The organism is Streptomyces sp. 4N124, assembly GCF_052245395.1.
Taxonomy (GTDB): Bacteria; Actinomycetota; Actinomycetes; order Streptomycetales; family Streptomycetaceae; genus Streptomyces.
On sequence record NZ_JBQQBS010000071.1, the window covers coordinates 14,243 to 30,078 of the forward strand.

Sequence of the window (15,836 nt, forward strand, 5' to 3'; positions counted from 1 at the left end):
TTCGAATAAAATCCTGAGCGTGGCGGAGAGGCCCGCCAACCCCTTAATCGGTCCGGCAGCCCCTACAAAAGGGGCCGCCGGACCGCGTGTGCGGGCGGGCCCGGCCGCGTGCGCCTCACGCCGCCTGCGCCGTGCTGCCGCCGGCGGCCGACGGTGCGAGCAGATCCCCGAACTCGGGGTACTGGGCGATGGCTTCCTCGCGCGTCAGCGGCTGCTCGCGGGGGCCGCGGAACACGGTCAGCAGGGCGGGCAGCGTCATCATGCTGGCGGGCGGCGCCTGCAGCGCGGCCACCTTGAACGAGGCGTCGGACAGGGCCGCGTTCTCGGTGGTCATCCGGGCGAACCGGGCCGTGAAGCGGCGCAGCAGTTCGGGTGCGCGCTTGATGGTGGACTCGGCGCCCGGGAACCACTGGTCGGTTCCGGTCGCCATCTGCCACGGCCCGAGCGACGCCTTGGAGACGGCCCTCTGGGCCCGCTTGCCGAGCCCCGGCACGAGGCCGCCGCGCTCCAGTTCGGTGCGCAGCGCGAGCGCCCCGAGCGCGGCGATGGACATGCCGGTCGCGTAGTTGGGGTTGAGCGTGGTGGCGGCGTCACCGATGACGACGAAGCCCTCGGGCAGCGGCAGCTTCTCGTAGTGCCGGCGCCAGTTGGGCAGGCCCCGGTAGGCCTGGATGCGTCCGGCCGGGGTCGCCTTGGCGATGAGGTCGGCGACGACGGGGTCGCGCAGGGAACGCGCGAACTCGGTGAAGCCCGCCTCGTCGGTGGGCGGTTGGCCGCCGCGGGTGCCGATCAGGGCGACGATCCAGCGGTTGCCCTCGTTGGGCAGCAGCGCGGCGCCCCGGCCCGGCTCCCCGGTGCCGTTCTGGGCCTGGACGAGCACGCCGGGGAAGTCCTCGGGGGTGCCGGCCGGCGCCTCGTAGAGCCTGCTGGAGTAGGCGAAGCCGGCGTCGACGTTCTCCTCGACGACCTCGGGCAGGCCGAACCCGGCGAGCCAGGCGGGGGCCTTGGAGCGGCGTCCGGTGGCGTCGACGACGAAGTCGGCGGCGAGGATCTCCTCGACGCCCGCGCGTTCGATGCGCACGCCGGTGACGCGGGCGGCCGACCCCTTGAGCCCGAGGGCCCTGGCCGACTCGATCACCGTGATCGCCGGGTCGGCGAGCACCCGCTCGCGCAGCGTGTGGTCGAGCAGCGCCCGGCTGCACAGCAGCACATGGGCGTCGCCCGTGCGGTGGCGCCGGTACCAGCCCTCGGCGGAGAGGGTCAGCAGGTCGGCCGGCATGCCGCGGCGCTTGGCACCGGCCGCGTACAGCGCGTCGGACAGGCCGGGCACCAGGGTGTCGGCGGCCCTGACGCCGCCGCTCATGAACATGTGGTTGTGGTATCCCTGCGGCAGGCCCTTGCGCAGGTCGGGCCCGTCGGGGAAGCGGTCGCCCTCGACGACGGTGACGTCGTCCACGTGGCCGGCGAGCACGGCGGCGGACAGCATCCCCGCCATGCCGCCGCCGAGCACCACTGCACTGGTCATCGGCTGCTGCCTTCCTGCGGGATCCCGGACATGTCGAGGAAGCGGGCGATGCGGTGGGCGGCCAGCTCGGGGTCGGCGAACAGGCCCAGTTCGTCCGCGAGCCGGTAGGCCTGGGCCAGGTGCGGCACGGAGCGGGCGCCGTGCTCGGCCCACACCATGCGGAAGTGGCCGATGTGGCCGGACAGCCAGCTGAGGAACACCAGCCCGGTCTTGAAGAACAGGGTGCTGCGGCCCGGCCCCGCAAAGAGGTGCGCGGACAGCGCGTGGGCCTGGCCGAGCTGCTTGCGGAAGGTGTCCGCATCCCCGTTGTCGAGGGTGCGCAGGGCTTCGGCGGCCAGCGGTGCGATGGGCGTGAACACGGGCGACAGGGCGTCGCTGAAGCCCTGCTCGTCGCCGGCGATCAGCTCGGCGTAGGTGTCGTAGTCCCCGGTGTAGAAGCGGATGCCCGCGGGCAGCCGGCGGCGCAGCGCGGTCTCGGCCCGGGGGCTGAGCGGGGCGACCTTGACGCCGTCGATGTGGTCGGCGTGGTCGGCGAGGACGGTCAGGAACGCGTCCGTGGCGGCCGCCGGGTCCTGGTGGCCCCAGTAGCCGCTGTGGCCGGGCACCCACTCGGGCAGCAGCCAGTGCACCAGAGCGGGCCGGGCGGACTTCGCCAGCAGGCCCGCATACACCTCGGCGTACTCCTCGGGGCTCTGTACGGCCTGGGCGAGTTGGGCGCTGGCCTGGATGACCGGCTGGCCGCCCGCCTCGTTGACGACGTCCAGCTGCTCCTCGTAGGCGGCGACGACGGCGTCGCGGCTGTGCGGGGAGAACGGGTCGAGCTGGTCGGTTCCCACCCCGGCGGCGAACCGGCCGCCCGCCTCGGCGGCGGCGGTCCCGGTCCGGCGGATCAGCTCGGCGGCGGTCGGCCAGTCCAGGCCGGCGCCGCGGTGCGCGGTGTCCAGGGCCTCGGCGACGGTGAAGCCGTGGGACCACAGCTGCCTGCGGATCGTGAGGGTGGCCTCCCAGTCGAGGGCCTGCGGCGGCGGCGGACCGAGCGGCGGGCCGAAGGGCTCGTTCGCAGCCAGCGGGTCGCCGACGACCGGAGCGGCGGCCAGCACGGACCGGCTGCGGAACGGGGTGCTGTCGGAAGTGAAGGCGCGCGGCTCTCGGTTCGGCCGATAGCGCGTCAACGCGCCGTTTTCATCTGGGAGTTCAATCACGGCGTCAGCTCCGGGGTATGGGTCGAATTGAGAAAATGCTAGTGACCTGAAAGACGCCGAAGACCCCTTAGCCAACCCCTAAAGGGCGGCTCATGGCTCTACATTTCGGTCCCCGTCCGCGGGGCGGACGGGGACCGAAAATCAATTGTTTCTCGAGTTTCGCCGGACGGCGCGCAGCCGCTTTCGCTAGGCGGCGAGTACCGCGGCCTCCAGCGGACGGGCCTTGAGCGCCCGCCAGGTGGGCAGCAGCGTCGCCGCCATGGTGAGCACGAAGGCGAACGCGGCCATGCCGACGTAGAGCCACACGGATCCCGCGGGTACGACCGAACCGGCCCTGGCGATGCTGAAGGTGACGAAGGTGGCGGGTGCCACCAGCGTGCCGAGGCCGATGCCGATGACGGCGGTGATGCCGCCCTCGATCGCCATCATCCGCATGACCTGTGCCGGGGTGGCACCGGTCAGCCGCTGCAGGGCGAACTCGCGGCGGCGCCGGCTGACGGACAGCCAGAGGCTGTTGAGCACCGAGATGGTGATGTAGCCGAACAGGGTCCCGATCATCATGTAGCTGACCATGGCCTGGGCGCCCAGGTGGTGGTTGAACGCCTCGGTCATCTCCTTGCGGTCGACGACCTCGGTGCCCGGCAGGGTCCCCGCCAGGGTGGTGAGGGCCGCCGCGGCCTTCTCCTCGCTCACCCCGTCGGCGGGGGTGACGACGATGTGCGTGGGCAGTCCGATGGTGGTGTGCCGGGCCAGCAGGTCGACCGGGAGCATCAGGGACTCGAAGCTCTCCTTGGACTCGAACACCGCGACGATACGCAGTTCCTGCACGGCACCGTCGCCCATGCGCAGTGTCATGGTGTCGCCGACGCCGCCGCTGAACTCCTTGGCGAAGGTGTCCGCGATGGCGACGGTGTTCCCGGTGAGTTCCTTCAGGCTGCCCTCGGTCGTCGCCTTGACGGCGCCGACGTCCGCGGCGCTGTCCGCGTTGAATCCCAGCAGCTGCCAGCCGGCCAGGTCCTTGTTCTTCCAGGGGTCCTCCGGCTTCTCGATGAATCCGGAGCTGGCGACGAACTCGGACGCCGCGCCGACCTCGGAAAGAGCGCGGACCTTGTCGAGGGTGTCGGGGGCGATACCGTCCGGCCCGCCCTTGAGGACGACGTCGCTCTTGAGGTTCTCGGTGTAGACGCTGCTGACACTGCCCTCGGTGGCGATCAGATACAGGTTCGCCGTGGCGATCCCGGTCAGCAGCATCACCGGGGTGACCACCGCCGCCATCCGGACCGCCCTGGCCTGCGCGTTGAGCGTGGCCATCATGCCGGGCAGCCCGGACACCAGGCGGACCACCGGGCCCAGGACGCGGGTGAGGCCCTGGGTGATGGCGGGGCCGAGCAGCGCGAGCCCGACGGCGAACAGGATGGACGCCCAGGTCGCCGGGGTGGCGATGAACGGGCCGGTGACGAAGTTGAACGCGGAGAACACACAGGCGCCGCTGAACACGAAGCAGAGCACGGCGAACAGCAGCCGCACCTTGCCGATCCGGAACTGCTGCCCCTCGTCGTCGCCCAGCGCCTCGATGGCGCGGGTCCTGACCACCCGGCGGCTGGCGATGGCCGCCGCGCCGACGGAGGTGAGGACGGAGACGAGGCCGGCGGCCACCACCGGCAGCCAGCCCTTGTAGTAGACGACGCCCTCGGGGGCGATGCCGATGTCCACCAGGCGGTCGAAGATCAGCTTTCCGATGTCCCGGCCGGGCACCATCGCGATCAGCGTGGCCAGCACCGCCACCACCAGCGTCTCACCGATGATCATGCGGCGCAGCTGGGCGGGGGTCCCGCCGACGGCCCGCAGCAGGGCCACCTCGCGGTGCCGCTGCTGGAAGGAGAGCGACAGCGTCGACGCCACACCGAGCAGGCCCGCCATGACGGCGAGGGCACCGAGCAGCCCGGGCACCAGCACCAGGTCGGTCATGTCGATGTTGGAGCGCTCGGCCTCGCCCCGGTTGTCCCCGGACAGCACCGAGACGCCCTTGCCGACCGTGTCGGCGATGGCCTGCTCGGTCTTGGCCGGGTCGGCCCCCGGTTCGAGGAAGACGCCGATCGCCTCGACCTGACCGGGGTCGTTGGTCAGCCGCTCGGTGTCGGCCGCCGAGAAGAACAGGGCGTGCCGGTCGGTCGTGCGGGACGCGTCGGCGACACCGCTGACCTGGAAGGTCTGCGTGCCGCCGGCGACGGCGACCTCGATGGAGTCACCGACCGAGGCGCCCAGGCTGCCCGCCACGTCGGAGTCCACGACGACCTCGCCGGCCGCCTTCGGCTCCGCGCCCTGGCTCAGCCGGTAGGGCATCAGCTGGGCGGAGGACCAGCCGTAACCGAAGGAATCGTGGTCGGCCTCGGCGACGGTCTTGCCGTCCTTCAGGGCGCTCGCCGGGAACCAGACGTCGGGCACCGCCTTGGCCACACCGGGCACGTCCGCAACGGTGCCGACCAGGCCGGCGTCGAGGGGCACCTGCTCGGACAGCGAGGCCACCGGGTTGTTGTGCTGTTCGTAGTCGGCGCTGCCGGTGACCACGATGGGGGCCGCCGCGAGCCGTTCGGCGGGCATCACGGCCCGCAGCCCGGTCTCCATCATGCTGCCGGCGGCGGTCATGATGACCCCGCACACCAGCAGCGCGATGAAGGTCGCGGCGAACCCCTGCCAGCGGAACCGGAGCGTACGCAGGGACAGACGGAACATCACACGCTCCCGGCAGTCATCGCGACGGGCTGCGCCGCGACCGCATCGCTGAGGTGTGTGAGCTGCTCGGCCACGGCGGCCGCGGTGGGCCGGTGCAGTTCGGTGGCGATCTGGCCGTCCGCGAGGAAGACCACACGGTCGGCGTAGGAGGCGGCCACCGGGTCGTGGGTGACCATCACGATGGTCTGGCCCGCCCGGTGCACCGACTCGCGCAGGAGCAGCAGCACTTCGCGGGCGGTCTTGGTGTCGAGGGCGCCGGTCGGCTCGTCGGCGAAGACCACGGTCGGCTGCGTGACCAGCGCGCGGGCGATGGCCACACGCTGCTGCTGGCCGCCGGAGAGCTCGGAGGGGCGGTGGTGCTCGCGCTGGGTGAGACCCACCCGCTCGATGACCTCGTCCACGAAGGCCTTCTTGGGCTTGCGCCCGGCCAGCTGGAGCGGCAGGACCACGTTCTGACGCACGGTCAGGGCCGGCATCAGGTTGAACGCCTGGAAGATGAAGCCGATGCGGTCACGGCGCAGCAGGGTGAGGTTCTTCTCGCTGAGCTTGCTGAGGTCGGTCCCCTCCAGGAAGACCTGGCCCGACGTCGGCCGGTCCAGCCCCGCCGCGCAGTGCAGCAGGGTGCTCTTGCCGGATCCCGAGGGGCCCATCACCGCGGTGAAGGTGCCCCGCTGGAAGCTGACGGAGACTCCGGCCAGGGCGGCGACACTGTTGTCTCCCCGGGTGTAGATCTTGCGGACCGAATCCAGCCGGACGGTCTCGTGTGTCGGGCTTCCGTAGGCGTCAGCCACGGTGTTCCACCTCGTTTCGTGATGGGCTTGCGGACAGGGATGTCGGTCACTCCGCCGTGCGGACCGCGACCTCGGGACGGACGGGCGCGTACGGCTCGGTGGGCGCCGGGGATTCCTCGGGCGCCTCCTGCTTCTCCTGGGTGACCGGGATGTGCCGCAGCCGCAGCACGGCGAGCAGCGCGGCGCCGAGTGCGACGACGAGGCCCGTCGCGGCGGTGGCGTGCATCGCGTCCACGAAAGCGCCGTGGGCGGTGCTCAGGATGTCGGCGGCCGGGGCGCCGGTGAGCCGCGCCGCACTCTCCGCGGCACCGCCCAGGGTTTCCCTGGCCGGTTCGAGGGCGGCCGCCGGGATGCCGGAGCCGATGTGGTCGTCGAAGGAGCCGCGGTAGACGCTCGCGCCGATGGTGCCGAGCACCGCGATCCCCAGGGCGCCGCCCAGTTCCTGGTGGGTCTGGGTGAGGGCGGAGACGGAACCGGCGTTCTCGGGCGGCGCCGCCGCGACGACCAGGTCGGTGACCATGGTGAGGACGATCGCGGAGCCCACGCCGATCCCCACCACGCCGTAGACCAAAAGCGTCATGTTCCGCTCGACGCCGATCTGGGTCATGGCGGCGAAGCCGGTGGCGCCGAACACGAATCCCGCCGCGATCACGTAGGCGGGCCGCACCGTGCGGGCGAGTATCACAGCGAAGGGGACGAGAAGGAAGGTGAGGGCCGGCGACGCCATGGTCCACAGCGCGGACTCCAGGGGGCGCATGCCGAGCACGCTCATCAGGTACTGGGTGGTGAAGATGCCGTAGCCGATGAGGCAGAAGAAGGCGATGAGGCTGAGTGAGATCGCGGGCGCGAACCCACGGTTGCGGTACAGCTTCAGGTCGACCATCGGGTCGGCCAGGCGCGACTGGCGCACCAGGAACGCCGCGCCGATCACGAGGCCGACGGCGATGCTGGCCAGGGGCACGGCCTCGAACCCGCCCGCCGCCCCTTCCTTCAGGCCCCAGATGACCGTCAGGACGGCGGCCAGCGACAGCACCGCGCTCAGGACGTCGAACCGCTGCCGGGTCTGGGCGCGGAACTCCGGCACCAGCAGCGGTGCCGCCACCAACAGGATCAGCAGGACGGGGACGTTGATCAGGAAGATCGAGCCCCACCAGAAGCTGTTCAGCAGGCTGCCGCTGATCACGGGACCGATCGCGGCACCGGCGGACAGCCCGATCGACCAGACGGCGATCGCGGTGCTGCGCTGCTTGGGGTCGCGGAACATGTTGGTGACCAGGGCCAGCGTCGAGGGCATCAGGGTGGCCCCGCCGAGGCCCTGCAGGGCGCGGGCCGCGATCAGCATCTCGGCGCTGGAGGAGAAGGCGGCGGCCACCGAGGCCACGCCGAAGAGCGTGGCGCCGATCAGCAGCAGCCGCCGCCGGCCGATGAAGTCGCCGATGCTGCCCATCGTGATGAGCATGCCGGCGAGGATGAAGCCGTAGATGTCGACCATCCACAGCTGCTGGGTGCTCGAGGTCTCAAGGTCCGCTGCGATCGACGGCACTCCGAAGTAGAGCACCGTGATGTCCATGGAGACCAGGAGGAGAGGAAGCGTGAGGACGGCGAGTGCAATCCACTCCTTGCGTCCTGCCCGTGTGTGCGTGGGGGTCATTACGTGCGTCCTTTGTCGCCGGTTGATGGCCATCGCGGTGCCGAATCACCATGAAAACAACTGGGATTCGCAGTGCGCAATCCATTCAAGCGGTCGACGCGTTGCCCTCGCCATGACCGGCACCCCCTAACAGCCCTTTGACCACCCCTAATCGGGGGCTCATTTCCCGACTGTTTTTCGAGCAGCTCTCAAGTGCTTTTCAAGTGCTTTTCAGTTCACAGTCCCTGCTTGACGATCGCTCCGCCGTCGACCTTCAGGTGCAGGCCGGTGACGTAGCGGGACTCGTCCGAGGCGAGATAGACGACGGCGTGCGAGACGTCGATCGGGTTCACGAACGGGATCGGCATCGACTGCAGGCCGGTGAAGATCGGGTCGACGTCCTCGCGGGTGGGCTCGTCCAGGTCCGGGCGGAAGGTCTTGTACACCGCGTCGTTGAGCAGCATGTGGGTGTCGACGTTGGTCGGGTGGACGGCGTTGACGCGCTGTCCGGCGCCGGCCACCAGCTGGGAGAGCGTGTTGACGTACTCGACCAGCGTGTGCTTCGCGAAGCGGTAGGCCGCGAATCCCGGACCGGCCGGCGAGACGTCGCCGTGGCCGGGCTGCAGGGCGGTCATCGAGCCGATGACGATGATCGAGGCGCCCTCGCCCAGATGCGGCAGCGCGGCGTGCACCGTGTTCATGACGCCGCCGAGGTTGATGTCGACGGTGTCGGCGAACGCGCCGATCGGGCGGCCGGCGCCGATCGGCAGGATGCCCGCGTTGGGGATCACCACGTCGAGCCGGCCCAGTTCGGCCACACCCTCGTCGACGGCGGCCTTGAGCGCGTCCCGGTCGCGCACGTCCGCGACCCGGGTGACGATGCGGCGGCCCGCCTTCTCGACCAGCCGGGCGGTCTCCTCCAGGTCACCGGAGCCTGCCATCGGGTAGGGGACGGACGCGATGTCCTCGCACAGGTCGACGGCGATGATGTCGGCGCCCTCTTCGGCCAGCCGCACGGCGTGACTGCGGCCCTGCCCGCGCCCCGCCCCGGTTATCAAAGCCACTTTTCCAGCCACCCGGCCCATGTGGACCCTCCCTCATTCGTTGCGTCAGATTCAGCCAGAATTGTTTTTCGCCAACGGGTATTTCTCGGCTCATTATCTGCACCCTGACCAACCGGACGGAGCGCGCATCACCCCCTAAAAACCTAGGGGTCGACTGCTGCGGCGAGGGCCGCGCACCATCTATTCCAGGCCGTCAACTCACGTCGTTTGAAGGGAGTCGGCCATGGCCGCTGAACAGGTGACCGAAGAGAGCCGGACCGCGGACGAGCCCGACAGCGGGGATCTCGTGTCCGAGGAGCTGCTGGTCGAAGAGGTGTCGATCGACGGCATGTGCGGTGTCTACTAACCAGGAGCCCGACGTGTTCACTCCCGAGCGCCCCTACCGGTGTTCTGCCAGCGTGGCGCTGCGCCCGGAGCCGTTCGGAGCGCTCGCCTACGACTTCCGCACCCGGCGGCTGAGCTTCCTCAAGACGCCGGTGCTCGTCGACGTCGTACGCACCCTCGGCGACCATCGGGACGTGCACAGTGCGCTGCTGGGCGCGGGCGTGGCAGGCGCGGAGCGTGCGGCCTATCTGCAGGCGCTGGCCTCGCTCGCCACCAGCGGCGTGATCGAGCCCCGCCCCGGCGGGACTCGATCCGTGTCTCTCCCGGAGCGTGCCGCGTGAGGCTCGTCGACCACTTCGAGACCGGCCTCGATGCCCCGATCTGCCTGACCTGGGAGCTGACCTACGGCTGCAACCTGTCCTGCGTGCACTGCCTTTCGTCGTCCGGCCGGCGCGACCCGCGCGAGCTGACCACCGAGGAGTGCAAGGCCGTCATCGACGAGCTCCAGCGGATGCAGGTCTTCTACGTGAACATCGGCGGCGGCGAGCCGACCGTGCGCCCCGACTTCTGGCAGCTCGTCGAATACGCCACCGCGCACCAGGTGGGCGTCAAGTTCTCCACCAACGGCGTGCGCCTGACCCCCGAACGGGCCCGGTGGCTCGCCGCGAGCGACTACGTGGACGTCCAGATCTCGCTGGACGGGGCGACCGCGGAGATCAACGACGCGGTGCGGGGCGCCGGTTCGTACGCCACCGCGACGCGGGCGATGGGCAACCTGGCGGACGCGGGCGTGCGGGACTTCAAGCTCAGCGTGGTGGTGACCCGGCACAACGCGGGCCAGCTCGACGCGTTCAAGGCGCTCGCCGACGCGCACGGAGCCCAGCTGCGCCTGACCCGGCTCAGGCCCGCCGGGCGCGGCGCCGACGTCTGGGACGAGCTGCACCCGACCCAGGGCCAGCAGCGCGACCTGTACGAGTGGCTGCTTGGGCAGGGCGAGGGGGTACTGACCGGTGACTCCTTCTTCCACCTCAACGCGCTCGGCTCGAGTCCGCTGCCGGGCCTCAACCTGTGCGGGGCGGGCCGGGTGGTGTGCCTGATCGACCCGGTGGGCGACGTGTACGCGTGCCCGTTCGCCATCCACGACGAGTTCCTCGCCGGCAACGTCCGCTCCCCGGGCGGCTTCGCGGCCGTATGGCGCTCCTCCCCCCTCTTCGCCCGGCTGCGCGCCCCGCAGACCGGCGGCGCGTGCACGGCGTGCGCGGCCTACGACGTGTGCCGCGGCGGCTGTATGGCCGCCAAGTTCTTCACCGGGCTGCCGCTGGACGGCCCCGACCCGGAGTGCGTCAAGGGCAACGCCGAAGGCGCGCTCGCCGCGGTCGGCGCGGGCCAGACGCCCAGGCCGGGCGCGGACCACTCGCACCGCACCGAACGTGCACCGCGCTCGGGCCCGGTCCCGGTCAGCATCGGCTGGGGACCGCCCGCCGCCGCACCGGCACCCGACCGGGCCTGCGACACCAGCCCGCTGGCCGGGTTCACCGTTCCTAAAGACTGAGCGGGAGTGAGTCCTGTTGCCAGGACTCATGCTCAGCCGAACGCCCCGGACGGTGTTGGGCGTTCTGGTCCACCGCGTTCGCTCCGCGTCCGGCGCGCACGGATCGGGTCCGTGGTCCGGGGAGGCGGGGGCGGTGTCCCTCACGCCCCGGGGCGCCCGGTCGGGCCTGGACGGTCCGATGCCCCTGCTCATCACTCCGGTGAGCAGGGGGCGGTGCCGTCCGTCGCCGGATCGGGTGTCCCAGGGCGCGCCTTCCGATCGCCACGGCAGCCGCGTCGTGGCGGGTCGTCTTGCGAGTCTTGCTGGTGTGGGGCTTTTGCCAGTGCTGGGCGCCCCACTTGGAGGTGTAGGCCGGGTCGACGGCGACGATGGTGATGCCGAGTTCGGCAGCCATCGACACCAGCCGGGCCCGCAACCTGCCCACGGGCATGCCGGAGATGAGGTTGCGGAACCGCTTGCGGCGGCTGTGTTTTTCGCGGGTGGTCTCGGCGGTGAAGTCGAGGTCCTCGATGGCAACCGCCAGGCCGTGCCGGGCGGCCCAGTGCAGGAGGCGGATCAGGGCGTGGCGGACTTGCGCGTCGCGGTGGCCGGCGGTGCCGGACAGGTCGTAGCCGAAGTGGAGCGGGTCGCCGACGGGGTTGCCGTGGTGGTCCAGGCGCCAGGCGGCCAGGTGGTCGGCGTTGGTGTCCACCCCCACCAGGCCGTGCGCGCGGGCCGCCTGCAGCGGCACGAGAGCGACGGGCGGGTTCGTCCACGACGCGGTCAGGTACCAGCGGCCCCGGTCCGTGTCTTCGTGGATGCGGTAGGCGACGGCCCGGTTTGCGGTGACGCGGTCGGCCCACTGCTCGCCCCGGTGCGCGAAGCTCACCCGGGCGGTGAGCACGTACCGGCCGTGCGGGGCGTTCACCAGGTGCGCCAGCGGCGCCGGGAGCTTGAGGGAGACCTCGCCGTCGGGCGTGACGCGGATGGTCTCGTTGCCGTACCGCTTGCCGGATTCGCCGTCGGCCTGCAGGAACCGCCGCCCGGCCTGCCACCGCTTGCGCCATTCCGGCTCGGTGAGCTGCGCTTGCTTCAGGTGGTGCCGGGTGTTCAGCAGCCGCTTCCCGCCGCGCACCACGTGCACGATTCCGGCCTCCCGGTCGGCCCGCGCCGCGTCGAGCCGGTCTTCGAGCAGGTGCAGGCGGCGGGACTTGGCGAACCACTCCTGCCGGGTGCGGTAGCCGCCCGGCGCCTGCTTGGTGCCCTTCTCACCGACGGGCCTCGACAGCCGGTGGGTGATCGTCTCGATTCCGGCCCGAAGGCTCTGGATGTGCGCGAGCTGGCCGCGCCGGGCGAGCGCCCACTGATCGTGGGTGGCCTTCGTGATCGCCCCGGCCCAGCGCGAGGAGGACTGCCTTGTGAGGGTGCGCTTGCGCTCGGCCCACCGCCCGGCGCCGTGCTCCATCCCGGCCGCACACCGCGCTTTGAGATCACGGGCGGCGAGCGTGCCGAGCAGATCACCGACCAGCCGAAGCACCTTCTCATCCCCGGCACTCAAGCCCTTGAGCCGGGTACGGACCGCCACCCCCGAGGGGCCGGGCACCACGAACGGCGCCGCCACCTCCCGCAGCCCACCCACCGGACACCCCCACACACAACACACGCCGAAGAACCCACTGCCCCACCCAACGACCCACCCCCCGCAGGGGTCACGCATTCGATGCGAGAACTTTCGTTCCCAACGTGGACACCCGCACCCGCCGCCGCCAGGACACTCACTCGTACACACCACAACGCGCCCGTGCGCAGACAATCGACAGCAGCTCATTACCCCGGGCCGGGCGCCCCGCTGCGGCCGCCGGGCGGACGGCCGGGCCAGGGATCCGGCCGGGGCGGGCGCCGCCCGGCGGCCCGGTCGTCCGGCTCGGCCGGCGGCCGGAGTTGACGATCAGGCATGGGACACAATCTGACTGTGCAGTTCACGATTCTGGGTCCGATGGAAGTGCGGGGCGCCGACGGCGAACCGCTCGAACTCGGCGGTCCGCGGCCGCGTTCGGTGCTCGCGCTGCTGCTGGCGGCCCCGGGCCGGGTGGTGACCGTCGACCGGCTGATCGACGAGGTCTACGGCGACGACCCGCCGACCGGTGCCGCCAATGCCCTGCAGTCCCAGATCTCCCGGCTGCGGCGCCGCCTGGGCGTGACGATCGAGTCGCTGCCGGCCGGCTACCGGCTGGACATCGACCCCGACGACGTCGACGCGCACCGCTTCGAGCGCCTGGCCCGCCAGGGACGCCAGGCGCTGGCCGCCGGCGACCACGGGCGGGCCGCCGCCGTCCTGCGGGAGGCCCTGGGGCTGTGGCGCGGACCGGCCCAGACGATGCAGGCCGAGCGGCTGGAGGAGCTGCGCCTGGCGGCGGCCGAGGACCGCTTCGAGGCGGAACTGTCCCTGGGTGAGGCCGGCTCGCTGGTGCCCGAGCTGCAGCAGCTGGTCGCGGCGCATCCGCTGCGCGAGCGGTTGTGCGGCCAGCTGATGCAGGCGCTGCACGGCAGCGGCCGGCAGGCCGAGGCGCTCAGCCTGTACGAGCGGACCCGGGCGATGCTCGCCGAGGAGCTCGGCACCGACCCGTCGCCGGAACTGGCCGCCGTCCACCTGGAGTTGCTGCGGGCCCAGGCCCCGCCGGCGCAGGCCGCGCCGCGCCAGGTGCCCGCCCAGTTCACCAGCTTCGTGGGCCGGGAGACGGAGCTGCGCCGCATTGGCGAACTGCTCGGCACCGCACGGTTGGTCACCCTCATCGGGCCCGGCGGTGTGGGCAAGACCCGGCTCGCCGTGGAAGCGGCCGCCCGGGAGAGCGGCGAGGTGTGTTTCGTGGAGCTGGCTGCGCTGGCGGACGGCACACAGATCCCGGCGGCCGTGCTCGGCGCCCTGGGGCTGCGGCCCTCCTCCAAGGGCGGCCAGGACTCCGAGGAGCGGCTGGTCAGCGCGCTCGCCGAGCGCCGGCTGCTGCTGGTCCTCGACAACTGCGAGCACGTCCTTCAGGACACCGCACGCCTGGTGCGGCGGCTGCTCGGTGCCTGTCCCGGACTGCGGCTGCTGGCGACCGGGCGGGAGGCGCTGGGGCTGACCGGTGAGGCGCTGTGCCCCCTGTCGCCACTGGAACTCCGCTCGGCACAGCGGCTGTTCAGGGACCGGGCTGCGGCCGTGTCCTCCGCGTTCGCGGCATACGACGAGGAAGGGGCGGTCGTGGCACGTATCTGCGCCGCCCTGGACGGGCTGCCGCTGGCGCTGGAACTGGCGGCGGCCCGGCTGCGGACGCTGTCGGTCGAGGACGTCGCCGCCCGCCTCGACGACCGTTTCCGGCTGCTGTCGCGCGGCGACCGCACGGCCGCGCCCCGGCACCAGACGCTGCGCGCGGTGGTGGAGTGGAGCTGGGAGCTGCTGGACGACGACGAGCGGGCCATGGCCCGCCGGCTGACCGTCTTCGCGGGCGGGGCCACCCTTGCGGCCGCCGAGGCGGTGTGCGCGCTGCCCGACGCCGAGGAGCTGGTCGACTCGCTGGTGGGCAAGTCGCTGCTGGAGGTGCGGGACGGGCGGCTGCGGATGTTCGAAACGGTGCGGGCGTTCGGCGCCGAGCGGCTGGCCGAGGCAGGCGAACAGGAGCGCTTGCGGGCCGCGCATGCCGCGTACTTCCTGGCCCTGGCGGAGCGCGCGGAGCCGTATCTGCGCCGCACCGAGCAGGTTCAGTGGCTGGCCCGGCTCACCGCCGAACAGGACAACTTCCAGGCGGCACTGCGCTGGTCGGTGTCCGCGGACACCGAGGCCGGGCTGCGCCTGATGTCGGCGCTGACCTGGTACTGGTGGCTGCACGGGCTGCACGGCGAGACCGCGCCGCTGGCCGCGGCGCTGCTGGCGGCGACCGGCGACGAGCCGCCCGAGGGGCTGGCGGAGGAGTACGTGCTGTGCGTGCTCAACGCGCATGCGAAGGACGGTTCGTCACCGGCGGCCGCCTCCTGGCTGGACCGGGTGCAGGCGATCCTGCGCGGCATCGACCGTCCGCTGCGCCGGCCGGTGCTGACCGTGCTGTGGGCGGTGATCGGCGGTCCGGGGCGGGCGTCCGACGAGGACACGCAGCGCCGGCAGATCGGCTCCGACACCTGGTCGCGGGCGGTGAGTTTGATGGGCGGCGGCTTCGAGCCGTGGTTCGCGGGCCGGCCGGACGAGGCGGAGGAGCAGTTCGCCACCGCGCTGGCCGGGTTCCGGGAGACCGGTGACCGCTGGGGGATGGCGAACTCGCTGGATCCGCTGGCGATGTTCGCCGACTGGCGCGGGGACCGGGACCTGGCGGTGGCCCGGCTGGACGAGGCCCTGACCCTGACCGGGCAGCTGGGCGCGCCCGAGGAGACCGCCGACCTGCTGCGCCGCCGCGCGGACGTGCTGCTGCGCGGCGGGGATCTGGACCGGGCCAGGACGCACTACGAGCGGGCGGCCGAGCTCGCCCGGCGCACCGGCGTCCCGGACAAGGTGGCCGCCGCGCAGCGCGGACTGGGCGACGTGGCGCGGCTGTCGGGCCGGGCCGGCGACGCACGCCACTGGTACGAACGCGCGATGGCCTCCGTCGCCGACGGCTGGACCGGTGACGCGGAGATACAGCAGGTGTTCACGGGGCTCGGCCGGACCGCGGAGTTTGAGGGGCGCGGTGCTCAGGCCCGCTCCTGGCACGAACGCGCCGTGACGCTGGCCCTGGAGCGCGGCACCCCGGCCGACCTGGCCGACGCGGCGGAGGGCCTGGCCGGGCTGGCGCTGCTGGAGGGCGCCGGCCAGCGCGCGGCGCTGCTGCTCGGGGCGGGGGTGGTGCTGCGCGGTATGCCGGTCGCCGGGGATCCCGACGTGGCGCGGATCGCCGCGGCGGCACGACAGCTGGCGGGTGCGCCGGCCTATGAGCGGGCCTACGCGCGGGGCAGGAGCCTGACCCAGCGGGAGGCGCTGACCATCCTCGGTCAGGGACGGTCAGCGGACGGTACCTGACCGGTAAGCGGCG

At 72.1% G+C, this 15,836-nt stretch carries 11 protein-coding genes; 4 read left to right on the top strand and 7 right to left on the bottom strand.

Features of this window, described 5'->3' with window-relative positions; all coding sequences use genetic code 11:
* Nucleotides 1-115 precede the first annotated feature (115 nt).
* From ACTWQO_RS42295 to ACTWQO_RS42320, 6 genes are all read right to left on the bottom strand, one after another.
* Complete coding sequence (locus tag ACTWQO_RS42295) at nucleotides 116-1,525, bottom strand: FAD-dependent oxidoreductase (RefSeq protein WP_443242694.1); 1,410 nt, start codon at nucleotides 1,523-1,525, stop codon at nucleotides 116-118.
* Nucleotides 1,522-2,727, bottom strand: a complete 1,206-nt coding sequence (locus ACTWQO_RS42300; protein WP_443242695.1) for a DUF993 family protein — start codon at nucleotides 2,725-2,727, stop codon at nucleotides 1,522-1,524. Before ACTWQO_RS42300 ends, ACTWQO_RS42295 begins: the two co-directional genes overlap by 4 nt.
* Nucleotides 2,728-2,913: 186 nt before the next feature.
* On the bottom strand, nucleotides 2,914-5,460 hold the full coding sequence (locus tag ACTWQO_RS42305; protein WP_443242696.1) for an FtsX-like permease family protein: 2,547 nt from the start codon (nucleotides 5,458-5,460) through the stop codon (nucleotides 2,914-2,916).
* Nucleotides 5,460-6,251, bottom strand: a complete 792-nt coding sequence (locus ACTWQO_RS42310) for an ABC transporter ATP-binding protein (RefSeq protein ID WP_443242697.1) — start codon at nucleotides 6,249-6,251, stop codon at nucleotides 5,460-5,462. Before ACTWQO_RS42310 ends, ACTWQO_RS42305 begins: the two co-directional genes overlap by 1 nt.
* 46 nt (nucleotides 6,252-6,297) lie before the next feature.
* A complete protein-coding gene (locus ACTWQO_RS42315; protein ID WP_443242698.1) occupies nucleotides 6,298-7,902 on the bottom strand; it encodes an MFS transporter in 1,605 nt (534 codons plus the stop codon).
* A 215-nt stretch (nucleotides 7,903-8,117) separates the two neighbouring features.
* Nucleotides 8,118-8,966 (bottom strand): mycofactocin-coupled SDR family oxidoreductase, encoded by an 849-nt coding sequence (locus ACTWQO_RS42320; protein ID WP_443242699.1) that lies wholly within the window; start codon nucleotides 8,964-8,966, stop codon nucleotides 8,118-8,120.
* Nucleotides 8,967-9,168: 202 nt separating this feature from the next.
* Between ACTWQO_RS42320 and mftA the strand changes: the two genes are divergently transcribed.
* The 3 genes from mftA to mftC are packed head-to-tail and all read left to right on the top strand — an operon-like array spanning nucleotide 9,169 to nucleotide 10,821.
* Nucleotides 9,169-9,291 (top strand): mycofactocin precursor MftA, encoded by a 123-nt coding sequence (gene mftA / locus ACTWQO_RS42325; protein WP_443242700.1) that lies wholly within the window; start codon nucleotides 9,169-9,171, stop codon nucleotides 9,289-9,291.
* Between the two features lie 13 nt (nucleotides 9,292-9,304).
* The gene (gene mftB, locus ACTWQO_RS42330; protein WP_443242701.1) at nucleotides 9,305-9,610 is read left to right on the top strand and encodes a mycofactocin biosynthesis chaperone MftB; all 306 of its coding nucleotides are present in this window, start codon (nucleotides 9,305-9,307) and stop codon (nucleotides 9,608-9,610) included.
* Nucleotides 9,607-10,821, top strand: coding sequence for a mycofactocin radical SAM maturase (mftC, locus tag ACTWQO_RS42335; protein ID WP_443242702.1), 1,215 nt, complete (start codon nucleotides 9,607-9,609; stop codon nucleotides 10,819-10,821). The genes mftB and mftC overlap by 4 nt, the downstream gene beginning before the upstream one ends.
* Here mftC and ACTWQO_RS42340 read toward each other — a convergent pair.
* A complete protein-coding gene (locus tag ACTWQO_RS42340; protein WP_443242703.1) occupies nucleotides 10,811-12,439 on the bottom strand; it encodes an IS200/IS605 family accessory protein TnpB-related protein in 1,629 nt (542 codons plus the stop codon). The genes mftC and ACTWQO_RS42340 overlap by 11 nt on opposite strands.
* A gap of 333 nt (nucleotides 12,440-12,772) precedes the next feature.
* Here ACTWQO_RS42340 and ACTWQO_RS42345 point away from each other — a divergent pair, with 333 nt between their 5' ends.
* On the top strand, nucleotides 12,773-15,823 hold the full coding sequence (locus tag ACTWQO_RS42345; protein ID WP_443242704.1) for a BTAD domain-containing putative transcriptional regulator: 3,051 nt from the start codon (nucleotides 12,773-12,775) through the stop codon (nucleotides 15,821-15,823).
* Nucleotides 15,824-15,836 lie beyond the last annotated feature (13 nt).